The organism is Aeromonas sp. Y289-2 (assembly GCF_027705925.1).
Taxonomy (GTDB): Bacteria; Pseudomonadota; Gammaproteobacteria; order Enterobacterales; family Aeromonadaceae; genus Aeromonas; species Aeromonas veronii.
Genome location: NZ_JAPDCH010000001.1, coordinates 98686 through 120040, shown reverse-complemented (window position 1 = coordinate 120040; position 21355 = coordinate 98686). Strand labels below are relative to the sequence as shown.

The 21355-nt window shown below is 58.3% G+C and carries 21 protein-coding genes; 12 read left to right on the top strand and 9 right to left on the bottom strand.

Translation table 11 applies throughout. The features are described from left to right. Positions 1 to 57 precede the first annotated feature (57 nt). Both OKC43_RS00550 and OKC43_RS00545 read right to left on the bottom strand, forming a co-directional pair. A complete protein-coding gene (locus tag OKC43_RS00550) occupies positions 58 to 507 on the bottom strand; it encodes a cyclophilin-like fold protein (RefSeq protein WP_270658754.1) in 450 nt (149 codons plus the stop codon). A gap of 82 nt (positions 508 to 589) precedes the next feature. Next, entirely contained in the window at positions 590 to 1726 is a 1137-nt protein-coding gene (locus OKC43_RS00545; RefSeq protein ID WP_270658755.1) for an alpha/beta hydrolase, read from the bottom strand. A gap of 209 nt (positions 1727 to 1935) precedes the next feature. Here OKC43_RS00545 and OKC43_RS00540 point away from each other — a divergent pair, with 209 nt between their 5' ends. After that, positions 1936 to 2820 carry a LysR family transcriptional regulator gene (locus OKC43_RS00540; RefSeq protein ID WP_270658837.1) on the top strand — a complete coding sequence of 295 codons (885 nt, stop codon included), beginning with the start codon at positions 1936 to 1938 and terminating at the stop codon, positions 2818 to 2820. Positions 2821 to 3038: 218 nt separating this feature from the next. On the opposite strand, the gene OKC43_RS00535 is transcribed toward OKC43_RS00540, so the two are convergent. Together OKC43_RS00535 and OKC43_RS00530 are read right to left on the bottom strand one after the other, a co-directional pair. Beyond that, complete coding sequence (locus tag OKC43_RS00535) at positions 3039 to 4865, bottom strand: ATP-binding protein (RefSeq protein ID WP_270658756.1); 1827 nt, start codon at positions 4863 to 4865, stop codon at positions 3039 to 3041. An 8-nt stretch (positions 4866 to 4873) separates the two neighbouring features. Beyond that, a complete protein-coding gene (locus tag OKC43_RS00530; RefSeq protein WP_043819743.1) occupies positions 4874 to 5365 on the bottom strand; it encodes a molybdopterin-dependent oxidoreductase in 492 nt (163 codons plus the stop codon). A 338-nt stretch (positions 5366 to 5703) separates the two neighbouring features. On the opposite strand from OKC43_RS00530, the gene OKC43_RS00525 reads away from it, so the two are divergent. The 6 genes from OKC43_RS00525 to OKC43_RS00500 all read left to right on the top strand — a co-directional run bounded on the left by OKC43_RS00525 (position 5704) and on the right by OKC43_RS00500 (position 11857). Continuing rightward, entirely contained in the window at positions 5704 to 6054 is a 351-nt protein-coding gene (locus OKC43_RS00525; RefSeq protein ID WP_005333409.1) for an STAS domain-containing protein, read from the top strand. After that, entirely contained in the window at positions 6051 to 6467 is a 417-nt protein-coding gene (locus OKC43_RS00520; RefSeq protein ID WP_005351415.1) for a hypothetical protein, read from the top strand. Before OKC43_RS00525 ends, OKC43_RS00520 begins: the two co-directional genes overlap by 4 nt. 18 nt (positions 6468 to 6485) lie before the next feature. After that, on the top strand, positions 6486 to 8591 hold the full coding sequence (locus OKC43_RS00515; protein ID WP_005360128.1) for an SLBB domain-containing protein: 2106 nt from the start codon (positions 6486 to 6488) through the stop codon (positions 8589 to 8591). Between the two features lies 1 nt (position 8592). After that, complete coding sequence (locus OKC43_RS00510; protein WP_270658758.1) at positions 8593 to 9261, top strand: capsular biosynthesis protein; 669 nt, start codon at positions 8593 to 8595, stop codon at positions 9259 to 9261. A 23-nt stretch (positions 9262 to 9284) separates the two neighbouring features. After that, positions 9285 to 10775, top strand: coding sequence for a SpoIIE family protein phosphatase (locus OKC43_RS00505; RefSeq protein ID WP_270658759.1), 1491 nt, complete (start codon positions 9285 to 9287; stop codon positions 10773 to 10775). Between the two features lie 80 nt (positions 10776 to 10855). Beyond that, on the top strand, positions 10856 to 11857 hold the full coding sequence (locus tag OKC43_RS00500) for a glycosyltransferase family 4 protein (RefSeq protein ID WP_128816445.1): 1002 nt from the start codon (positions 10856 to 10858) through the stop codon (positions 11855 to 11857). A gap of 286 nt (positions 11858 to 12143) precedes the next feature. Here the strand turns inward: OKC43_RS00500 and OKC43_RS00495 are convergent, their stop codons facing one another. From OKC43_RS00495 to OKC43_RS00485, 3 genes are read right to left on the bottom strand one after another with little or no spacing between them, the layout of a single operon-like run. Beyond that, positions 12144 to 12779: a sugar transferase gene (locus OKC43_RS00495; RefSeq protein ID WP_005333398.1), complete on the bottom strand. Its 636-nt coding sequence runs from the start codon at positions 12777 to 12779 to the stop codon at positions 12144 to 12146. Then, complete coding sequence (locus tag OKC43_RS00490) at positions 12776 to 13969, bottom strand: glycosyltransferase family 2 protein (RefSeq protein ID WP_042083499.1); 1194 nt, start codon at positions 13967 to 13969, stop codon at positions 12776 to 12778. Before OKC43_RS00490 ends, OKC43_RS00495 begins: the two co-directional genes overlap by 4 nt. A 31-nt stretch (positions 13970 to 14000) precedes the next feature. Beyond that, positions 14001 to 15152: a glycosyltransferase gene (locus OKC43_RS00485; protein ID WP_270658760.1), complete on the bottom strand. Its 1152-nt coding sequence runs from the start codon at positions 15150 to 15152 to the stop codon at positions 14001 to 14003. A 158-nt stretch (positions 15153 to 15310) separates the two neighbouring features. Between OKC43_RS00485 and OKC43_RS00480 the strand changes: the two genes are divergently transcribed. The 3 genes from OKC43_RS00480 to OKC43_RS00470 all read left to right on the top strand — a co-directional run bounded on the left by OKC43_RS00480 (position 15311) and on the right by OKC43_RS00470 (position 18609). Beyond that, positions 15311 to 16726 (top strand): GumC family protein, encoded by a 1416-nt coding sequence (locus OKC43_RS00480; RefSeq protein ID WP_270658761.1) that lies wholly within the window; start codon positions 15311 to 15313, stop codon positions 16724 to 16726. A gap of 337 nt (positions 16727 to 17063) precedes the next feature. Further along, the gene (locus tag OKC43_RS00475) at positions 17064 to 17606 is read left to right on the top strand and encodes a transcriptional regulator (protein ID WP_270658762.1); all 543 of its coding nucleotides are present in this window, start codon (positions 17064 to 17066) and stop codon (positions 17604 to 17606) included. Positions 17607 to 17964: 358 nt separating this feature from the next. Next, a complete protein-coding gene (locus tag OKC43_RS00470; RefSeq protein WP_270658764.1) occupies positions 17965 to 18609 on the top strand; it encodes a hypothetical protein in 645 nt (214 codons plus the stop codon). Positions 18610 to 18694: 85 nt separating this feature from the next. Here the strand turns inward: OKC43_RS00470 and OKC43_RS00465 are convergent, their stop codons facing one another. After that, positions 18695 to 19540 carry a DUF1194 domain-containing protein gene (locus OKC43_RS00465; protein WP_270658765.1) on the bottom strand — a complete coding sequence of 282 codons (846 nt, stop codon included), beginning with the start codon at positions 19538 to 19540 and terminating at the stop codon, positions 18695 to 18697. A gap of 157 nt (positions 19541 to 19697) precedes the next feature. On the opposite strand from OKC43_RS00465, the gene OKC43_RS00460 reads away from it, so the two are divergent. Beyond that, positions 19698 to 20465 (top strand): hypothetical protein, encoded by a 768-nt coding sequence (locus OKC43_RS00460; RefSeq protein ID WP_270658766.1) that lies wholly within the window; start codon positions 19698 to 19700, stop codon positions 20463 to 20465. Further along, the gene (locus OKC43_RS00455) at positions 20452 to 20898 is read left to right on the top strand and encodes a hypothetical protein (RefSeq protein WP_270658838.1); all 447 of its coding nucleotides are present in this window, start codon (positions 20452 to 20454) and stop codon (positions 20896 to 20898) included. The genes OKC43_RS00460 and OKC43_RS00455 overlap by 14 nt, the downstream gene beginning before the upstream one ends. Here OKC43_RS00455 and OKC43_RS00450 read toward each other — a convergent pair. Next, positions 20876 to 21352: a hypothetical protein gene (locus tag OKC43_RS00450; protein WP_270658767.1), complete on the bottom strand. Its 477-nt coding sequence runs from the start codon at positions 21350 to 21352 to the stop codon at positions 20876 to 20878. The genes OKC43_RS00455 and OKC43_RS00450 overlap by 23 nt on opposite strands. Positions 21353 to 21355: the final 3 nt, after the last annotated feature.

Genomic DNA, 21355 nt, shown 5'->3' with positions numbered 1-21355 from the left:
TGTATGTGATGATAACGATGTTACGTTCATGGCATGACCTGAAAGTGAAATATGGGCTTATTCGATTGCTTCGATCGTGATGCTGGCGGCCGAGGTTGTGGTCAGGTGGGAGAGACCCGATTCAATGCGCCCTAACTTAATCAGTCCGGTCGAATAGCCAAAGTCCCGATAGAAGATCGCCAGATTGCCCCACGGGGCGTAATAGGTGAGATCCCCCACGTTCGGGTCAATGCCTTTTGGGGCGCCCTGTGTGGTCAATTTGCGGGGCAGATAAGCAATCTTCTCGGTGTCGGCGTAATCCTCGAGGGGCAGTGTCAGGGGGAGCATGGCAAAAAAGTCCCGGGCGCTGTGACTATCTTCCAGGGTGGCCGTGATGATCTGGCTGGCTATCGTCATCGTGATGTTCATACTATCTGCCTTGTTCTGAGCCTTAGCACTTGTAGCGGTTGCTGTGCTGGTCACCCCCAGCAACAGAGCCATCGCGCTGACAAACACTCCTCTGGTCATTGTTCTTTTCCCAATGCGGCGTGAAAGGTGGCGTCGAAACCAGTGAGAAAACGCGGCGAAGAGGCCGCCGCGTTTTCGACGTTTACTTCATGTTGGTCTTGAAGAACTGCTCGAACTTGGCGAACGGGATCTTGCCAGCCTGGTTGTCATACAGGTCGACATGATTGGCGCCAGGCACAACGACCAGCTCTTTTTGCTTGCTGCCAACGGCCTTGAAGGCATCTTCGGCAAAGTAACGAGAGTGAGCCTGCTCACCGGTCACGATCAGGGTGGGAATGGATATTTCGCTTGCATAGCTCAGCAGCGGCATATTCATGAATGACAGCGGCATGGTAGTGGTCCAGGCCCCGTTGGCGTTGACAGAACGGGCATGGAAACCACGCGGTACACGGTAGTAATCGAAGAACTCCTTGAGTACCGGGTGCGGGTTTTCCGGCAGAACCTCTGGCAGGGTGCGGGCGGCAGCGGTGACATTTCCCTTGTCATCGACATAGAGGTCGTGATTGCTATGGGCATAGGTGCCACTTTCCGCATCTTTCCAGCGTTGTTCATTCAGGTATGCCAGCACGGCGCGGCGATCGGCGGTGGAAAATCGATCCTTGCCATCGCCCACCCCATGCCCCATGGCCCGGCTCATGTCATACATCACGCTGGTTGCCACCGCCTTGATGCGGGTGTCGCCAGCGGCGGCATTGAGGGCCATGCCACCCCAGCCGCAAATCCCCAGTAGACCGATACGGTTGCGGTCGACCTCTTTTTGCAGGCCGAGAAAATCGACGGCGGCGCTGAAATCTTCGGTGTTGATGTCTGGCGAGGCCACATCACGTGGCTGGCCGCCACTCTCACCGGTGTAAGAGGGGTCAAACGCCAGCGTGACAAAACCACGCTCAGCCAGGGTCTGGGCATAGAGGCCGCTCGACTGCTCTTTTACGGCACCAAATGGGCCGCTCAGAGCAATGGCCGCCAGCTTGGCGTCTCCCCGGTTTTTCGGCAGATAGAGGTCAGCCACGAGAGTGATGCCGTAACGGTTCTTGAAGGTGACCTTGCGATGATCGACCTTGTCGCTTTGGGTGAAGGTCTTGTCCCATTGGGTGACCATGGAGACAGGTTCAGTGGGGTTGGTTGTTTGGGCATGACTCAATGTAGAGACTCCGGTTAATGCGGCGCCCAGCAGCAGGGTAGACGCGATAGCTGTCAGTTTCTTGGGGAGAACATTCATGGCAAAGTTCCTCGAAATCGGATTTCTGATGCGTGGTCCTGGTGGTGGAGGGCTGGTTTTGTGAACCACGACACACAGTCTAGTTAGAACGAATAGTGATGATTAGTGGCGGTTTTTTGATAACATTAATGCTTATTTGTTCTAAATTAAGACGTCTGACGCGCACCTGACTCAGGTCGTGGCGGACAGGAACATAGGGGGTGAACAAAATGACAGGCCGCGAGAATTACAACGATCTCCATGTCTTTATGCTGGTCGCTCGGGAAGGGAGTTTTACCAAGGCCGCAGCTAGGTTGGGGCTTGCCCAGTCCGGGGTCAGCCGAACGATTCGGGATCTCGAGGCCCGGCTCGGGGTGCAGCTTCTGATGCGCACTACCCGCAGCCTCTCCTTAACCCAAGCGGGTGAGCAGTTGTACCGCACGGCGCAGGGCTGTTTTCAGTCCCTTGATGCGGGTCTGGCCACGCTCGCCCACTATCGTGATACCCCTTCAGGCACGGTACGGATCAACGCCAGCCAACATGCCATCGACAAGGTGCTGCTTCCCAAGCTGACCATCTTCAGGCAGCGTTATCCCGATATTCGGCTGGAACTCATCAGTGAAAGCCGCTTCGTGAACATCATCGATGAGCGCTTTGATGCTGGCGTGCGGCTGGGTGACGAGGTGGATGAGGGGATGGTGGCCGTGCGCATTACGCCCGATCTGGAGATGGTGATGGTAGCCACACCAGATCATTTTCTTCAATACGGATTTCCCCAGGCGCCTGCCGATCTGGCGGGACATCCCTGTATCGCTTACCAATTTGCCGATGGCAACCTCTATCAATGGGAACTGTGGCAAGAGGGGAAGGCGATTAAGCATCGACCACAGGGGCAGTGGGTCTTCTCTGACAGTTATATGGAGGCGGCTGCTGCCAAAATGGGGCTGGGACTGGCCTATGTGCCAGAGGAATTGGTGAGCGATGAACTTGAGCGCGGCATCTTAATCCAGGTATTGAAACCCTATAGTCACCGTTTGGCTGGTCTGTACCTCTATTATCCCCACCGGAATGTTTCACCCGCATTAAGAGTGGTTATTGATGCATTAAAAACATAAATATAGTCATTCACTCTGGTCTGGACGTTGTAGGGAGGGGATTACTAGATCTGTACAGATCAAAAAATCCCTGCATACCCGAGACAAGCCGACGGCCCGTGCTGCTGTTGCGAAGCGGCTTGCCTGCGTGGGTTCCAGACCCAAGCCCATTCAGTTGCCTGCAGAGGTCAATGTTGCCCCACATGAGCAATCAGTAGCCCGGAATCAGGGAGGGGGGTTTATTGCTTGGTGACACGCAGGGTGGCGTTGTATTTGAGCCGACCATGGGAAATATGTCTGTTTATCTCGCTCAGTAGCGTCTCTTTATTGATGGGCTTGGTGATATACCCGTTCATGCCATGGGAAAGATAGTATTGCTTGGATTCCGGCATCGCATCCGCCGTCAGGGCGATGATGGGGATATCTGCCCAAGGCATCTGGGAGGTGCGGATCCGGGTGGTGGCCACCAGGCCATCCATCACTGGCATCTGGACATCCATCAACACCAGATCAAATTCGGTGTGACCCAGTTTCTCCAGCGCCTCTTCTCCCTGAACGGCCAATGTGACCTGATGGCCCACGGAGTCGAGCATGGCACCGATCACCTTGCGGTTGGTGGCATTGTCATCAACCAGCAAGATGCGATAGCTCTCCTGATCCAGCGGCTTGGACGGCAGGCAAACAATCGAGGGGGTCGTGGCTCTGGCGGGCCAGATATAGGTAAAAGTACTGCCATGCCCCTCGCTGCTCTCTACCGAGATATCGCCGCCCATCAGGCGTGCGAGGTTACGGGATATTTCAAGTCCCAGGCCCGATCCGCCATATTGGCGGGTGATCGAGACATCCGCCTGAGCGAAACGTTGAAACAGGTTCTTTAACTGACTTTTGCTCATGCCGATCCCGGTGTCCTGGATCGAGATACGTATCGAGTGGCGATCCTGCTCCAACAGGGTGCTATCAACGTGGATCTTTACTTCCCCCTGATGGGTGAACTTGATGGCATTGCTCACCAGATTGAAGAGGATCTGGCGCACTCTCAGCGGGTCGATCATCAACCACTCCGGCGTATCGGGGGCAACAGTCAGGGTCAGCTTGATCCCTTTTGCATCGCAGTTGCTCTGCATCAGAGCCCGGATATCCTCCAGCAGCTGGGGCAAGTGATGGGGGGCCAGTTGCAGCTCGATCTTGCCCTCTTCCAGCTTGGATACATCCAGAATGTCGTTAAGCAGACCGAGCAGATGGTTTGCCGATTCGCGCGCCGTCTCCAGATAGTCTCGCTCCCTCGGATCCATATCCCGGTCGGCCAGCAGTGAGAGCATGCCGAGAATACCATTCATGGGGGTGCGAATTTCATGGCTCATGTTGGCCAAAAAGCTGCTTTTGGCTCTTGTGCCGGCCTCTGCCGCCTGATTTGCCCGCAGCAGTTTGTCATTGAGCTGCTGCATCAGTTTGTGCTGCAGAAACGAGATATTCATTTGCCGCCAGATCAGCAGGGCGAGCACAAAGAGCAGCGCAAATTGCAGGGTTGCGATGAGTGTCGTCGTGATGATCTGCTCCCTCACGCTGTCGCGACGTGCCACATCAAACAGGGTCGCCTGCTGGTTCACCTCCAGAGTCAGCTGATGGAGCAGGGGAAGCAGGGAGGCAAGCTGTTGGCGCAGCTCCTGATGGGCAAGATTGTCGAGCGGCTTGGTGGCTTCCGGGCCGAGCCAGATATCCGCCAGAGAGATGTAGGATCGAATGGCTTTGCTTGCCTGCTGGTAGATCTCTGTTTGCTGAAGCAGGCTGCGATCCTTGCTCTCCAACACCAGATCCATGCGGCTGACCAGAATATCGTATCTGAGCTGGAAGGTCGGTTGCGACTCATGGAGCAGCGAGCTTTGAAAACGCAGCGCTTCGTTATAGAGCTGGAAATAGTTCCACATCACGTTGTCTTCGCCCTGGCTGGTACTGCGCTGCAGATCCTGAAATTGCCGGTACTGGATGGTACCAGTACCGGCAAAGGCAAGGAGCAGCACACAAAGCACCACAAACAAGAAACGTTGACTGGCCGCCATGGAACGCATGATGGGATCTACTCCACTTTTATCGCGCTGATCTGCCAGATAGCCCGACCGTAATAGAGCTTGTTTTGCAGTTCGGGATATTGATCAAACGGATAGACAAGGAACAGCGGCCCTTTGTCACGCACCGACAGTGGCTTGCCATTGATCGTGCGGGCGAGGATGACCCGATACTGCTCGGCATCGCTTGTCGGCACCTGTACCGAGTAGTCATTGAGCGCGGTAATGGTGAGCTGTTTGCCGGTTGCCCCGACCTTGGCCAATACATCTTGCAGCAGCGGGCCGCGAAAGGTCTTGGCTTCGTCATACCAGGGGGTATGGGTTTTGATTTCGTGTACCGGTAGTTGATCCAGCATGGCGCTGTCCCACAGGGCCAGAGACTGATGAGTGGGGCTGCTGATGGCGCCTTCAACCTTCAACACGGCGCTGTCAGGGGAGGGGGCTGCGTATGCGGTGCCGCAAAGGGCTGCCAACAGTGGTGCGATGTAAAGGCCTGCTTTCATGATCTCTCCTTCCTGGAATATGGCGACATGGGGGCCGAGCCAACGGTGGCTTGTGAGCTGTGTGCAAAGGCAAGCAATAATCGGGCCCAGTCTAATGGGCTTGAATTATCAGCCATTTAGCCTGTTATCAGGCGATCTCGGCCAAGGTGAATTGCAGTTTGCAACGTGCGGGGGAGGTTAATTGCAATTTGGCAATCAAAACGAGGAGTGGGTGTCGGCGAATAAGGCGCAAAGAGTATCATTTGGAGAACAAGTGCCGTGGCACTGCCCGGCATAACATTTGCAGCGTGCTGAATGCCGTGACAGCAAATAGTCTTAGAATCGACAAGGAGCTAGCGATGGAAAGCATGACTTACACCCTTAATGATATCCAGGTAGTGGTACTGGAAAATGAGTTTGACGCGATGGCCGTCAGTGAGCTCCGCCCGTTGTTTGAAACCCTCTCGACCCACCCGGGAGATATCCTGGCCGATATCAGCGATGTTCATTTTATCGACTCGTCGGGGATCGGAGCCTTGGTATTTCTCTATAAAAGATTGATTATGAACGGGCATCAGATGGCCCTTGTCTGCGGACCCGGTCAACCTCATGATCTGCTGGAGATGCTGCATATCGACCGGGTGATCCCCTGCCATGAGAGCATCAAGGCCTATATGCGTTCCCGTGGCATGATGGCCGCTGCATCATGAAACGCTTTGGTATCCTGCTATCGTCCATTCTGCTGTCGGGTTGCGCGCAGTGGCCGCCGGAGGGATATGGTGGCATGGCCGAGGCAAGACCCACCCGTATTCCGGTCAATGAGGATGAACGGCGGGTCTGGTCTCGTTATGATGAGCGTCAGAAGGAACTCGACTTGCAGCTGACGGAATTAAAGCAAGCGAGTCTGCAGGGGTGTATGCCTGCCGAGTTGAAACGACTACAATCTCAACGTATTGATATCGAACGGGATATGCACGGACGGCTCTGGTCGGATGTAGCCTGGCGTCAGACCGTGTTGGCACAATCACTACAACAAGTACGTTTGCGGCTGCAACAGACAACAGCGGATGGCTGTCGTGCTGATTGGTCAGGGCTCCCCTTACGCCAATGGGGGCAGACGTAACAGACGAAAAGGATGTCTATGAAACGGGGCGCTCTCGAAGGATTGATCTGTGTTCTCTTGCTGTTGTTCACCTGCCCGTTATTGGCCTCCACCTTGTTGGCTCCCGGTGATCGGTTGGCCATAGTGCAACCTGGTGAGCCTGCTTTTGATCAGCCTTTCCAGATCAACAAGCAGGGGGAGATTGCATTGCCTGAGGTCGGCAACGTCGTGGTGGGGGGGAAGACCCTGCAACAGGCGGATGAACTGATCCGCACCGCCCTCAAACCTGTCTACAACAACCTCTCTCAATTGACCGTCACCTTGTTGGAGAAGCGGCTGCTGATCAGCGTGATGGGCTATGTCAAAAAACCCGGCAGTTATGATCTGGCGCCCGATGGCAACGTGCAGATGGCCCTCGATGCCGCTGGCGGTCTGGTGCCCGGTGCCCAGCTCAACAATATGCAGGTGCGGCGTGGCAGCACGGTCTCGAGCTTCGACTATAAGCGTTATCTCGATACCGGCGATGCCAGCGTGTTGCCGCCATTGCAATCCCTTGATGTGGTGTTCGTACCCGCCTCTCCGCTGATCGGCAACGTGCAAATAGATTTTGATGCGGCAACCCTGGCGGCAGGCGGGGATGGCGATACCGGCAAGGCGATCAAGGTATTTGGCGAGGTCAACAGCCCCGGCGCCTTCAGTTTCAAGAGCGGCAACTCCATCGTGGATCTGCTGATGCGGGCCGGTGGGGTGACCCGCTTTGCCGGGGTGGAGCGGATCCGGGTGATCAATGGTGATGCCCCCGAACTGTTCGATCTCAAAGCCTATCTCGACTCCGGCAACAACAAGCTGCTGCCCAATCTGGCGCCGGGCGCCACCATCTTCGTGCCCAAGGATGAAGAGCAGATAAAACGGGGAGCGCGCACCATCTACATCATGGGCGAGGTGTTCAAACCCGGCGCCTATGAGGGGCGGGAAGGGGACTCCTTCCTCGATATTCTGGCCAATGCCGGTGGCCCGACCCGCTATGCCGAGAGTCGCCAGATCCGTTTGCTGCGCACCGATGGCACGATCGAACCCATCGACTTGCAGGCCTATACCGAGGGGATGCAAAAGGCGCTGCCCCAAGTCAAACCCGGTGATGCCATCTTTGTGCCGGAAAAGACCGATATCAACGAGAAGTCCTGGTTGAAGGTGGCCCCCGGGCGGGCGGTGATGGTGATGGGGGCGGTGCGGATCCCGGGCCGCTATGAATGGTCTGACGAAATGTCGTTGCTGGATCTGATCGCCCACGCCGGTGGCCCCAACGAGCGGGCCGATATCGCCAAGGTGCAGATCCTGACCGCCGAAGGGGGGCAGGCCACGCCAACCCTGTTTGATCTCGACAAGTTCCTTCATCAGGGGGGGGCGCTGGCCAGCCTGCCGAAGATCCGGGCCGGATTCACCATCATGATCCCCGAGTTGCCCACCGATCCCAGTGACAACAAGTCCCAGTGGGTGCGCCAGTCACCGGACAGTTCCATCTATATCTTCGGTCAGGTCGGGGCCCCCGGTCGCTATGCCTTCAATGAGCAGATGGGCTTTATCGACATCCTGTCGGCCGCCGATGGTCCGACTGCGGCGGCGGATCTGCGCAATGTGCGTATCGCCCATCGCAGTGGCAGCACGGCGCGGGTCAGCAAGCTCGACCTTGCCCTCTACTTTGAAACTGGCGATGAAACCTTGCTGCCCAAGGTGCTGCCCGGCGACTCCATCTACCTGCCGGAGAAGAATCGCCCTTGGCTCGACGAGCCCAAGGAGAACACCATTCGGGTGTTGGGGGCGATTGCCCGTCCCGGTCGCTACCGCTTTGACTCCTCCATGACCCTGCTGGATCTGCTGGCAGAGGCGGGGGGCCCGACCAGCAGCGCCTATATCAAGAAGATTGTGGTGATCAACATGGCTACCAGTGGTCAGGGGGATCAGGCCCGCAGCTTCGATCTCGACGGCTTTGCCAAAGAGCCCGACTTTAGCCAGTTGCCGGTGCTGCGTGCAGGGGACACCGTCTTTATCCCTGATAGCAAAAGCAGCAACTGGGCCATCTTCATGGATGGCATGCGCGACATTTTGACCACGATCTCGGTGGTGGCCCTGGTCGGGACGCTTTGATATGAGCATCCCCATTCAATATCTGGAGCTCGAATCCCTCTACGCGGCGACGGTCGCCCGCGGGATCCGCTCGCTGGCTGTCACCTCGTCAGAAGGGAGAGAGGGGGTGAGCTCCATCTGCGATGCGCTGGCAAGGCGCTCGGAGGCGGATGGGCAGCGCACCCTGCTGGTGGATCTCAACCTCTATCATCCCGGCCGCGCCACGGCGGTTGCCTGGGGGCCCAATGATGTGCCCGAGCCAGTGGCCACTGGCCGCTCCTTGTCCTTGCTCCCGGCGCCGGGCAAGGATCTGATGGCTTTTCGCAACAAGGATACCTTGCGTCAACTGCTGGTTCGCTGGCTGGAGCATTACGATGTGGTGATCTTCGATACCTCACCGCTCACTGCTCTCAATCGGGGCAATATTCCGGCCGATCAGGTCTGTGGGGCCTGTGAAGGGGCGCTGCTGGTGGTGCTGGCGGGAGTGACGCCGACGACCGTGGTACAAAGTGCGGTGGATAAACTGACCCGTGCCGAGGCCAATCTGATTGGCGCTGTCTATAACGACAAACTCAACCCGGGGCTGGCCAGCGAGATCCTGCGCGAACTCAACCGGCTGCCCAGTAACCGGGTGACCGAATGGCTCAAGCGCTGGTGCCGGCGCAGTGCCTTGCTCAATTTCCGGATCTGATCGCCCGCTGATGGAGGCCCGATATGGATGACTGGTTGCGATCTGCTCCGGCAACCCTGCAGGCGGTGCGCGAACTGCGCAACCGGCTGGCGCAGGGACTCTCCCTGTTTCAGGTCTCCCCAAAGGATCAAGCCAACTGGCTGCTCTGTTTCAGTGAGCTGGCCACCAATAGCGTCAAACACACAGCTCCTCCCGCGACCCGGCTCTGGCTCACGCTGAAAGAGGATGAAACCGGCTTGAGTCTGATACTGGAGGATGATGGCGGCCCGCAACCCGGTCTTGCCAGTGCGCCGTTACCCGATGAACTGCAGGAGGGGGGATACGGGCTGGCGCTGGTGCACCAGCTGTTTGCCGAGGTGCACTTCTCTCGCGACGGTGAGCGCAATCGTGTGACCCTTCGCCAGCAGGGCCCGGTCAACCAACAGCCGGTGATCGCGGTGATCGACGATGACAAGGTGATGCGTGCCCTGCTCACCGCCTATCTCCATGAGCACTACCGGGTTGAAAGTTATGCCGACTCCCATGCCGCCCTGCTGGCGCTCGGGAAGCAACCTCCCGCGCTGGTGCTCTCCGATATCGAGATGGAGGGGATCGATGGCTTTGGGCTGCGCCAGCAGTTGATGAAGGATCCCAAGATGAAGGGGGTGCCCTTTATCTTCCTGACCGGGCATCAGGATCAGTGGACCCAGAGTCGGGCGGGGGCGCTGGGGATCGATGACTTTCTGGTCAAGCCCATCACCAAGCAGGACCTGTTGCTGGCGGTTTCGCGGGTGCTGCAACGCTCGGAGCAGCTCAAGTCGCAATGGGGCGAACAGCTGGATCAGCGCATGACCTCGGCGCTGCGCCCGTTATTGCCCGCCACCTCCATAGGGGGATACCAGCTGGCGTTGCAAACCCGCGCGGCCACCGTGGGGGGCGGGGACTTTCTGCTGGTCAAGGATCGGGTGCTGTGGCTCGGGGATGTGATGGGCCACGATGCGGAAGCCAAGTTCTTCGCCCATGCCTATGCCGGTTATCTGCGCGGTTTGCTGACCGCCCACGATCTGGAGCGCGCCCCCGCCCGCTTGCTGACCATCTTGTCCAATGCGGTTCACAGTGATCCGCTCCTCGGGGCTACCCTGCTCACCACCCTCTGTATTGAGCTCGGCAACGAGGGGCGGGTGCAGTGGGCCAGCGCGGGCCACCCGGCGCCCTGGCTGGTCGGGCCCGGCACCATTCGTCAGGTCGGCGTGACCGGCCCCTTGCCCGGTTTGCGCCCAGATCCCCACTTCGTGACCAATGAGCGTCAGCTCAAGCCCGGCGAGATCCTGCTGTTCTGGACCGACGGCCTGCTCGATAGCCGTGACGCAGAAGAGCGCCAGCGCTGGGAGTCGCAGCTAAAAGAGATCTGCCTGACTTCGGGGCCCGGTCTTGAGCAACTGGCTCATCGCATTGCCCGCTGGTTTGATGAACGCATCAATGATGCCGCCCTCGATGACATGACCCTCCTGCTGGTCGCCTGTCCCGGCGCCTGATCCTGCCCCTCTTTGCCTGACTGGCCCGCTCTATGCAGCGCCTCATTTCAGGTGGCATGGAGCCACGGGAGGAGGGCCTTATGTTACCCATGCAGCAGATCTGGCTGGCCATCGATGCGCGTCAGGTCGGTGGAATAGAAGTTCACATTATCCACTTGGCCAACGATCTGCTGGCCAGAGGATTTCGCCCCACCATAGTGCTGGTGAGCAACCACGGTATGACCCCCTTTACGACCCTGCTCAAACAACAGGGCTTGCCCTACGAGGTGTGCCACAACAGCCGCGACTTTATGCGCCGTCTGGCCCGCCAGCCGGCTTCTGTGCTGATCCATACCCACGGCTACAAGGCCGGAGTGCTGGGGCGGCTTACAGCCTGGTTTACCGGTAAATCGGTGGTCTCGACTTTTCACAGTGGGGATGACGGGGAAGGGTTGCTGAAGTTTTACAGCTGGCTGGATCGCACCACAGCGCGTTTTGCGAAGTGTATTGCAGTAAGCGAGCCCATCGCTCGCAAATTGCCTGTGCCAAGCACGGTGATCAGCAACTTTGTCCCCATGCCTGCGACACCGGCATCGGTAACTGGCAACCGGATTGCCTTTGTCGGCCGCCTCTCGCCGGAAAAGGGGCCGGAGGTGTTCTGCCAGCTGGCCGCCTTCTGCCCGGACGGGGCGTTTCATCTCTACGGGGATGGTCCCATGAAAAGCGCCTTGTTGCAGCAGTATGGTGATCGCGTCCAGCTTCATGGTTTCCAGAACATGGCCAATGAGTGGCACAACATCGACCTGCTCTGCATCACTTCCCGCTTTGAAGGGTTGCCGCTGGTGGCCCTGGAGGCGATGGCTCACGGCATACCTGTCTGTACCTTTGCGGTGGGGGGGCTGGTCAATCTGATCGACCATAAATCCAATGGCTGGCTGGTGGAGCCCGGCCATGTGCGGGATATGGCGGAGCTGGTCAACTACTGGCTGCGCAGCGATGGGGTGGTGCGCAGCAAAATGAGTCAGGCGGCCCGCAACACCATCGCCCGCGGGTACAGCGTGAGCAACAGAGTGACCGATATTCTGGCTGTCTACGGCGCCTGAATCCCCAAGGGGAAACCCGCCAAAAACGAGTGGCCGCTGGCCACTCGTTTTTTTATGTGCCGGTGTTAGGGGTTGCAGGGGGCGGATTGCTTCGGTGATCACGCAACGCTAGGATTTCTGCGGTGGGGCAAGCGGACATCAGGCCTGTGGATGGGGCCAGATGATGGCGATCAGGTCGCTGACTTCTCGGTGATCACCGCGGACGTGCCACAAGGATGCGCCATAAAAAAGGCCATTGCAGTAGCAATGGCCTAGTGGGGTTGAGGCGTTGCTGAGATTGGCAGAATTAGCGCCCCTTCTTGCCAACCATGATGGCGATCGTCTTGCCGATGATATGCACATCCTGCACCAGCCAGCGCCAGGGGTGGAGCAGGGCAACCGAGTAGGCCAGATCGAACGCCAGCTTGCTGCGCACATCATCGAGCGACTCGTCGTAACCCTGATTGACCTGTGCCAGACCGGTAATGCCGGGGGCCACTTCATAGGTGCGTTCGATAAAGTACGGCACCGCATCTTCCAGCCGGTTGGCGATCCCGGGTCGCTCCGGACGGGGGCCGATCAGCGACATCTCCCCCTTGAGCACATTGATAAACTGCGGCAGCTCATCGAGCCGGGTTTTGCGCAGAAAGTCGCCGCTGCGGGTGATCCGGCTGTCCCCCTTGCCACACCAGACCGGCCCGGTGGCCGCCTCGGCGTCGGCGCGCATGGTGCGAAACTTGATCATGAAAAAGAGCTCGGTATGGGTGGCATGGCTGCGCCCGATCCGCAACTGACGAAAGAACACAGGCCCCGGGCTATCGAGCCGGATGGCCAGCATGATCAGCGGCCACAGTGGCAGCGTCAGCAGCAGGCCAAGAGTGGCACCGAGCAGATCCATGCTGCGTTTGACCACCAGGGTCAATCTTGGAATGGGGTGTGTCATACGGCTTTCTCCTGTGACATGAAACGTATGGGGGCGCGCAGGCAGTAGCGCAGGGTGCCCATGCCGTTGTACCAGTGTCCGAGTACCAGATAGTGGATCTTGCGAAACAGATTGGGCCAGGGGTGCACAGGGGTCAGCTGGATCAGGATGACCAGCAGATACCCCAGCAGTTGCAGCCCCAGCAACAGCTGAAACAGCAGGGATTGGGTGGCCAGCGGGATGGCGCAGAGCCACAGCAGGGTCAGGCAGAGCGGCATCAATACTCGCAGCCCCTTGCCACTGGCAAAGTTGAAGGCAACCCAGCCGAACTTGGGGTGCAGCAGGGGCAGCAACCGCAGCAGCTGCTGGGTGTTGCCGGCCCCGATCCGCTTGCGCCGTGTTGCCTCCAGCGCGGCATTGGAAACTTCCAGCTCCAGTGCGGCGCAGCGATTGTCATAGACAGCCCGATACCCCTTGGCGATGGCCTGCATCGGCAGGATGAAATCGTCGTTGATGGTATCGGCAGCCAGCGGGGTGAGGCACTCCCGGCGCATCATGTAAAAGGCCCCGTGGGCTCCCAGCATGCCGCCAAGGGCCGATTCGCAGAGCTTGATCTGGCTTTGATAGTGCCAGTAACTCTCCTCGCCCTGTGAGCCCGGTTGCCAGAAGCGGTACGCTTCCCCGACCACCCCTACCTTGGGATCGGCAAAATGGGCGACCGCCAGCAGCAGGCTGTCGATGGGCAGCAGGGCCGAGACATCGGTGAGGGCCACCAGATCGCTGTGCACCCGGGTCATGGCCTCGTTGAGCACGGCGACCTTGCCGCGATTGCGGGGGTGATCAAACAGCCTGATCTGCAACTGCTGCAGGGCGGGATCACCGAGCTGGCTGAGCGCAATGGGGTAGCTGTTGTCGCTGCAGCCGTCGAAATGCACATGCACCCACAGCTTGTCGGCGGGGTAATCGAGGCTGGCGAGGTTTTGCAGCTTGGCCGCGATGGTCGCCGCCTCGTTGTAGACCGGCATCAGCAGGGTGATGGTCGGCAGCGCCTCATCGGCGGCCTCTGTTTTGAATCCCCGATCCAGAGGGCGGGGTGGATTGGCTACCTTGCGCGCCTGCCGACCACCAAATTTGAGCAGCAGGGGATAGCCGACATGGTGGTAGACCACCAGTACAGCGCACAGCCAGAACACGATCATGATCCATTCCATGGGATGCTCCTCTGGTCATCGGGTCGCTTGATCAGCGGCTGTAAAGCTGCTGATAGGCCTGAGCCATCCGGCTCAAGCTGCTTTGCTGGCACACAAACTCACGGGTGACGGCACGCAGGCTATGGCACTGCAGCAACCCTTGTGCCAGAAGCTGGGCAAGGCGGCCGGGATCCCGCTCCGACAGGATATGGCCGCTGGCCTGACAGACGATCTCTCTGGCCGCCCCCACGTCGCTCATCACCACCGGCACCCCGCACGCCTGTGCTTCCAGCACACAAAGCGGCATCCCCTCCGCCAGCGAGGGAAGGCAGAAGAGATCCAGCCCCTGATAGAAGCGCGGCATGTTTTCGACCAGCCCCAGAAAATGGACCCGATGGGCGATCCCCAGTTGCTGACACTGTTGTTGCAACGCATTTTGCAAACTGCCGACCCCAGCCAACGCAAGATGCACCTCCTGTGGCAGGGCGCGGATCGCCTCCAGCAGCAAGGTATGTCCCTTGACCGACTCAAGGCGAGCGGCGCAGCCAATCAACTTGACCCCTTGCGGCAGCCCCATCTCCTGACGGGCGAGGGCGGCGACGCCCGGGGCAAAGCGCAGCTCATCGATGCCGTTGGGGATCACGGTTGGCGACAGCTGGCCCAGCTTGACCAGCAGCTGGTTGGCCACTGGCGTGGCATCGGCCACCAGAATGGGTTTGAAGGCGCGCAGTCCCCAGAGGGCCAGCGTGCGCTGATGGGGATCATCGAGATACCAGGCATCGTGCTCTGTGTGTACCAGGGTGGGCACCCGGGCCAGCCGACTGGCGAGGCCGCCATAGAGCATGGGCCCAAGATGGTGGGTATGTACCGCGGCTGGCTTGAGTTGGCGCAGCAGTCGGGTGAGCCGCCAGAGGGTTGCCAGCGACCAGCCTGCGGGCTTTTCCAGACAGTGAATATTGCCAGCAAAGGGATGCAGGGCGGGCCATGCCCTTAGCACATCCCCTTTGCGCCCTTCGAGGGAGATGATATGCACCGGCTGCTCGGCAGGGCTCGCCTGCGTGAGGTTGAGCACCATGGTCTCCAGCCCGCCGGGCTGCAGGTGCTGCACGATTTGAACGACAGGTTGCAGAACAGGTTGTACGACGGGCTGGGCGCTGGCGCTCCCGCGGGGATGGGGTCTGTGCGACGGGGTTGATGACAACATGGTTCGCGCTCCGGCAAGGGAAGGGGTGACACCCCGGATAGCGGGAGAATGCGAATCTTGTACCACTCTTGCGATCTGCTCACAGAGGGGATCAGCCACCTCTGGTGGCACTGCCTTTGCATCGTACGGGGGGAGGGCTTTTCTCAGGGAGTGATGCCATGCCTGTCCAGTTCTATTACAACCTCTACATCATTCTCTTTGCCGCCTGGCGCCGTCGCTATCTGCTGGTTATCCCGGTGCTGGTGATGCCGCTGGTGGGTGTGACGGTCGGCCTGCTCACCCCCAAGGAGTATGAGAGCCGCACCACCTTTATGGTGCCGCAAGATGCCAACCAGACCCCGACCCTCAAGGATCTGATCACTCAGGAGAGTCTCAAGGATCGCTTTGCGGTGCTCGAAGCCCTGCTGCGCAGCCGTTATGTGCTGGACGGGGTGGCGCGGGATCGCGGTCTGGTCAATGACGAGACCCCGCCAGCTCAGCGCGATGCCATCATGGACTGGCTCTCGAGTGCCGTCTCTTTGCGGCTGATCGGCGATGAGGTGATCGAGATAAAGGTAAAAGCGGATTCGGCGGCCAACAGCGCCGGTTTGCTCGAAGCCATTTCGCGGCGCTTTTTCTTCAACCTGCTCAGCAAGGGGCGTGAGTCGGCGGAATCGTCCGAACGTTTCCTGCAAAGCCAGCTCGACAGCCGCCGCAGCGAACTGCAAGCGGCCGAGCAGCTGCTCGCCGATTTTAAACGGGAGCATGCCAGCGCCTTGCCCCAGCAGCAGAGTACCAACGTCGCCCGTCTCTATGGCTTGCAGGAGCGTTACGCCGAGAGCCTGATCACCTTGCAGCAGGCCAAGGCCCGGGTCGATCAGCTATCGCTGGGGCAGGAGAGCCAGCTGGCCCGCCAGCTGGATGAGAAGCTGCAGCTGATGCGCACCGAGCTGGTGTTGCTGCGGGCCCGCTACAGCGACGAGCACAGCAAGGTACAGAGTCTGCGCTATCAGATTGACCAGTTGCAGCAGGAGTTCGAGCAGCTCAAATCCCAACCGGATATGGCGCGCGGGCCCGAGTGGCAGTTGGCCCAGACGCAGTTGACGGAGGCGGAGCAAAACGCCGCCGGCCTGAAGAGCCAGCTGGATGGACTGGACAAGGTGGTCGACTCCCAGGGAGATACCGAGCGCCAGCTCGCCGAGCTGGAGCGGGATCTGGCGGTCAAGCGCACCCTCTATCAGGATTTGCTGCTGCGCTATGAGAAGGCCAAGGTGACCGGCGATCTGGGCAACTTCGAGCAGGGGGAGCGGATCAAGGTGATCGACAAACCCTTTGCCCCCAGCAAGCCGAGCAACTACCCGCTCTGGCTGTTTCTGCTGGCGGGCATTGTTGGCGGGTTGGGGCTGGGCTGCGGTCTGGCGCTGGTGGCCGAATTGGCGGATGCCAGCCTGCGCCGCTCCGATCAACTGGCCGCCCTGGTCAAGGCGCCGGTGCTAAGCCGCATTCCCTACTGCGAGCCAGTGCCGGACTATCCATCCAATAGTGATCATGCGCTGGATGGGCAGGTGTTGCCCTTGTCACCGGAACCGGGTTGATAGCCGTAAAAGCGGGCTGCCAGTCTGAATCTGGATATTTCTGAAAAGGCCTTGTGATAAGGCCTTTTTTATATTGTACGGATGGTGGAGTAAACATCGCGGCAAGCCAATAAAAGAGGAGATAGGCTTCATTTTCTGTTTACGATTCTTGACGGTGGTTTTACTCGGAAGTACAAGTTGAGTGGGCGTGAAGTAGGTGTGAGGTGTTAGTGTAAAATCATTTTAAAATGATTTTTTGATTATAATTACGAGTGGTGGATACAGTTAGGTGGAACAAGTTGTCAACATGTCAATAACGCATTCCATGTAATTGCTGTTAGGATTATCAGAGGAGCATATGAACAAAATTCATGATGAATTAGCTCAAATATTGGGATATGACAGTGCTCAACACTATAGACGTGAAGTCGATGAAAATGAGCGGATTTCTAACAAATCAAAAGAATTCTACAATAAACCACCGGAAGAGTGGCCAGCAATCGAATTCAACTGGGACTACCGGTTGAAATCTCAAAGGTTTTGCTTTGATGGTGTAACACAAACTGATTTTGAAAAAATGTACCCTAAAGGACTTGTTCTTGGCCACATGCCTTTATTGGAATTCGATAAACATTTGTGTCATTATAGTCGACGAGATGGTGATGAATTATGGGAGCTGGGCTGTCAATCGAAACTAGCTGAGATGATCGTGTATTTATCTGAGGGTAATCCCATTACTCCACCAATCATTAAACCTGTCGAGAATAACGAAGTGATTTTTCAAGGTGGACATCACCGCTACGCTGTGGCTAAAGCTATAGGATCTGAAAAAATTTCTATCTATGTATCCCCTGAACATGTTAGAGAGCTTAATGATTTTATGAGTATATGTTGGACATAAGCCTAACAATCTGCTCAATGGGACAAAAACATGTGCCACTTTTCGTTCGGTTTGTTTTTGGGATTACGGCCGGTCTGATTGGTTTAAGTAGCTCGTAGGTTCGATTAGCGAAACGTAATCGGACGCTCGCAGTGAAACTTCACGTCAATGTGGCAATAACGTCCCAACTGGTGCCAGTTCGAGGGTGATTTTTGGTGGGAGGGGAGAAGTGGCAAGATGGGAGGGTTTTAGCGAGTTGAATAGAAATATTGCAGAAAGGCCGCGAACGTCCGATTACGCTGTGCTAATCGAACCTACAGCCCTTGCTTGCTGCAAGTATCGAATGCTGCAAGGCAGCTTATTTCAAACGTGAGGATCGATGAATCAACCCATGGCGCTCACTGATGGCTACACGTTTTGCGTCGCAGGCACCGGTACGGAATACCGCTTGTGCGCTCCTTTTCTGCTCCCCGAAGCGGTAGACCCAGTAGCCATGCTGGCTGTTGCCAATCAGTCCCTAGACCTACATCCCTGTGCTGCATTATCAAAAGATGCTTCAAGAGCTCGGAGCGCTGCCGCCTTTATGTTGCTATGTGTGGGGCGAGCCGCGCAGGCAGAAGCCATTCTCCGAGAGGTGATCTCCGCGCAGATGGTTTCAGAGGACGATGCTGCTCGCGTTAGCTCAGAACTACGCCTGGTACAGGTTTTGCAGCGGCTCGATCGTGCAGATGAAGCTGTCAGCTTGGCCACCCAAGTAGTTTGTCGGTTGCAACCAAAATCCCTTATGCGGCATTTCGCACTGCATCATCTTGGCAAGGCTCTCGTACAGACCGGCGCCTATGATAACGCTCGCGCCGTGCTGTCAGAGGCGCTCTCTCTACGCCAGGCTCTTGGCAAGAGTGAACTTATCGCATCCACTCTGAAGGCGTTATCGTTGTTGCCCTCAGAAAAACAAGCGGCGCATCATCCATATGGTCAGACTTGGCATATTGGTCAATCGGGCGAATTTCGTCAGGGCGACTAGCCTTTTCGCGCTGTATTCAGGTCATCACCGCCACAAAAAAATCAGGGAGCCATGGCTCCCTAATCGCGACACACGGGATGATTAGCTAGCCGATAGCTGGCGTTTGTTGCCAGTTGGCTTGCTGCGGACGGCCTTGAGATCGGCGCTGATAGCGCCAGGCCAGCAGTAGCGGCATACCGAGCAGCAGCTGGGCGGCCAGCGGGATCTCCTCGATGGGGGCGGCCAGTGCCCCTTCCGGGATAATGCCCCCCTCAATTTCGGCTGCCAGTTTGAGCTCCAGCGCATTGCCAAAGTCGGCGAAGGTGGTGGCATTGATCACAAACGCATCCTGACCTCCCGCCACGTTCTCCACATACCACTCTTGCAGCACCCCATCGGCGTAGTCCTGACCTATGGTGATGCCGTTGATGGTATCGATGCCGGAGGCGAGCAGTTGATCCCGCACGGTAGAGGTATCCAGCCCGTTGTTCTGGATGCCGTCACCCGACACATCCATCACCTGGCGGGCAGCGGTGAAGTTGTTGGTATCAAACTGCTGGGCACCAAAGGCCATGGCCGAACCGGGGGCCGTCATCCCCGCATAGGGACGCACCAGGGCATCCAGGGTGGCGGCGAAGTTGTTGATGGAGGTCATGTCGTAGAGGTGGAACCAGTCGGTCATCAGACTTTGCTGGTTGCTGCTGCTCCACATGATCATCTGTACGGCGATGGACCCGAGTTTGCCGCCGCTGGTGTCGAGGATGGCGCTCTGTACATCCTGACTGTAAAAGGCGTCCACATAGCCCTGTAACTGCAAATTGAATTCCGATGAACTGACGCTGCCCGACACATCCATCAGCAGTTGCAGTTCGGTATCGACTTCGGTCAAGGCGTATGCGGGGGAGGTTACCAACAACATCCCCAGCAGCCCTACCAACGGTTTGAGTTTCATTGCTCACTCCTTCTCCCTGGCGCTAGTGCCAGCAGGGGGAATGAATAAAGCGTGCCAGCTTTGTTGCATCCTCTGACTTGGCTTGATCCGGGTGAGGCCGGGCAGGCATGGAACTTGCGACAGCACTCAAAAGCGCTGATAACCGGCAGGAGTTGCGATGGAGATCCGTCCCTGGCAGTGGGCACCCAACTGGCTGCTACTTGGTTTGGCCAATCAGTGGGGCATGGTGTGGCTCAATATGGGCCACTTCAACTTGCTGGTGGTGTTGCTGATTGCTATCTGGTGGCAAATTGCATCGCGGGTTGCGCCGAGCTGGCGCCCGCATCCACTGGCGCTCGCCCTGTTTATCCTGCTGATCCTGATCCCCAGCGCCAGTTGCAAGGCGCTGGCCTGTCTGTTGCTGGTGGCCTCGCTATGGCGCCGTCATCAGAGTGGCGATGAGCGGGCGGTGTTGCAGATTGTGCTCGCCTTTACCGTGGCGGTGTTGTGGGGGCAGCAGGTGTTTGCCCTGCTCTCTGGCCCTGTGCTGGCCCTCGATGCCTGGGGGGTAGGCCAGTGGTTGCAGCTGCTGGGCTGGGAGACTCGCCTTGATGGCAATCGCATCGAGCGGTTGGGGGGCCATGCCCTGATTGTGCTCAAGGGGTGCTCCTCGTTTTCTCAACTCTATCTGGTGGTGCTCTCCTGGCTGGTCTCCTGCTGCTGGCTGGCGCCGGAGCGCCCCCTCTACCGGCAGTGGCCCATGTTGCTGCTGGTCTGCCTGCTCTATATCGGGGCCAATCAGCTGCGGTTGGTGCTGATGAGCCTGGATCTGCGCTGGTATGGCTGGCTGCATACCGGCTCGCTGGCCCAGCTCTACCAGTGGGCCATCATGTTGCTGGTGATGACCATCCTGTTTCTAAGGGGGCGCCATGATGCGTCTATCTAGGGGATATCTGCTGCTGTTGCTGGTGGCGCTGAGCAGTGCTGCCGCCATGGGCTGGCGTTATCAGAACCGGACGATCAATGAGGGGGCCAAGCCCATGCTGATGGAGCTGGTCCAGCTGGGATGGCGCTTGCGGGTGGCTACGCCGGTACTGGGCGGCACCTATGTCAGCTATCAGCTGGCCCATCCTCGTTGTGATGGTCTGCTGCAGGCCATGCTGGTGGCGCCGGATCGGGAGGCGATGTCAGTGACGCTGGCGGGTGAAGGGATGAGTCAGGGGGTGATGTTTTTAGGCGAGCTACACCAGAGCCCGCCGCTGCTCTCGTACCGTCTTACCCAGGGTTGGCGCAAATTGTGGGGGCTGGCCCCTTATCCCCTCTATCGGGTGGCCTTGCCGACCACCTGCCTCGGCCTTATTGCGCCGCCGCTGGCGTGACCGCCCCCGATTCGCCGTTTGGCAGAATGCGGATCAGCAAGGTATTGGGGGCCAGCATGGGGTCATAGCGGGGCTCCAGCTCAATGGCGCGAGCTCCCAGCAAGCGGGTGAGGGCGGTCAGGCGCACGCTCGCCATCCGCGCACTCTCCAGCATGTCGGTTTGCAGCCCGGGGCCGCTTATCAGCGCAATCCGGGCCGGATCCTTGCGTCCCAAAAACTGATGCAACTGCTGCTCCTGATCCGCCGCAAGTTGCGTCTCCGCTTTCTGGTACTGCAGTTGCAATTGGGGCTGTTCGGCCAGCTGCTGTTCCCGCAACTGGTTGAGGATTGGCAGGGTCTCATTGACCGGCTCCTGACGGGCGCAACCGGTGAGGATCAGCAACGGCAGCATCAGGGGCAACAGGCGGCGCAGGGCGCTGTCTTTGGCTGTGGAGCGGGGAGTCTGGTTGGCCATACG

Coding starts and splice junctions, on each gene's coding strand:
- OKC43_RS00550 (WP_270658754.1), bottom strand. CDS start 507: ATGACCAGAGGAGTGTTTGTCAGCGCGATGGCTCTGTTGCTGGGGGTG.
- OKC43_RS00545 (WP_270658755.1), bottom strand. CDS start 1,726: ATGAATGTTCTCCCCAAGAAACTGACAGCTATCGCGTCTACCCTGCTG.
- OKC43_RS00540 (WP_270658837.1), top strand. CDS start 1,936: ATGACAGGCCGCGAGAATTACAACGATCTCCATGTCTTTATGCTGGTC.
- OKC43_RS00535 (WP_270658756.1), bottom strand. CDS start 4,865: ATGCGTTCCATGGCGGCCAGTCAACGTTTCTTGTTTGTGGTGCTTTGT.
- OKC43_RS00530 (WP_043819743.1), bottom strand. CDS start 5,365: ATGAAAGCAGGCCTTTACATCGCACCACTGTTGGCAGCCCTTTGCGGC.
- OKC43_RS00525 (WP_005333409.1), top strand. CDS start 5,704: ATGGAAAGCATGACTTACACCCTTAATGATATCCAGGTAGTGGTACTG.
- OKC43_RS00520 (WP_005351415.1), top strand. CDS start 6,051: ATGAAACGCTTTGGTATCCTGCTATCGTCCATTCTGCTGTCGGGTTGC.
- OKC43_RS00515 (WP_005360128.1), top strand. CDS start 6,486: ATGAAACGGGGCGCTCTCGAAGGATTGATCTGTGTTCTCTTGCTGTTG.
- OKC43_RS00510 (WP_270658758.1), top strand. CDS start 8,593: ATGAGCATCCCCATTCAATATCTGGAGCTCGAATCCCTCTACGCGGCG.
- OKC43_RS00505 (WP_270658759.1), top strand. CDS start 9,285: ATGGATGACTGGTTGCGATCTGCTCCGGCAACCCTGCAGGCGGTGCGC.
- OKC43_RS00500 (WP_128816445.1), top strand. CDS start 10,856: ATGTTACCCATGCAGCAGATCTGGCTGGCCATCGATGCGCGTCAGGTC.
- OKC43_RS00495 (WP_005333398.1), bottom strand. CDS start 12,779: ATGACACACCCCATTCCAAGATTGACCCTGGTGGTCAAACGCAGCATG.
- OKC43_RS00490 (WP_042083499.1), bottom strand. CDS start 13,969: ATGGAATGGATCATGATCGTGTTCTGGCTGTGCGCTGTACTGGTGGTC.
- OKC43_RS00485 (WP_270658760.1), bottom strand. CDS start 15,152: ATGTTGTCATCAACCCCGTCGCACAGACCCCATCCCCGCGGGAGCGCC.
- OKC43_RS00480 (WP_270658761.1), top strand. CDS start 15,311: ATGCCTGTCCAGTTCTATTACAACCTCTACATCATTCTCTTTGCCGCC.
- OKC43_RS00475 (WP_270658762.1), top strand. CDS start 17,064: ATGAACAAAATTCATGATGAATTAGCTCAAATATTGGGATATGACAGT.
- OKC43_RS00470 (WP_270658764.1), top strand. CDS start 17,965: ATGAATCAACCCATGGCGCTCACTGATGGCTACACGTTTTGCGTCGCA.
- OKC43_RS00465 (WP_270658765.1), bottom strand. CDS start 19,540: ATGAAACTCAAACCGTTGGTAGGGCTGCTGGGGATGTTGTTGGTAACC.
- OKC43_RS00460 (WP_270658766.1), top strand. CDS start 19,698: ATGGAGATCCGTCCCTGGCAGTGGGCACCCAACTGGCTGCTACTTGGT.
- OKC43_RS00455 (WP_270658838.1), top strand. CDS start 20,452: ATGCGTCTATCTAGGGGATATCTGCTGCTGTTGCTGGTGGCGCTGAGC.
- OKC43_RS00450 (WP_270658767.1), bottom strand. CDS start 21,352: ATGGCCAACCAGACTCCCCGCTCCACAGCCAAAGACAGCGCCCTGCGC.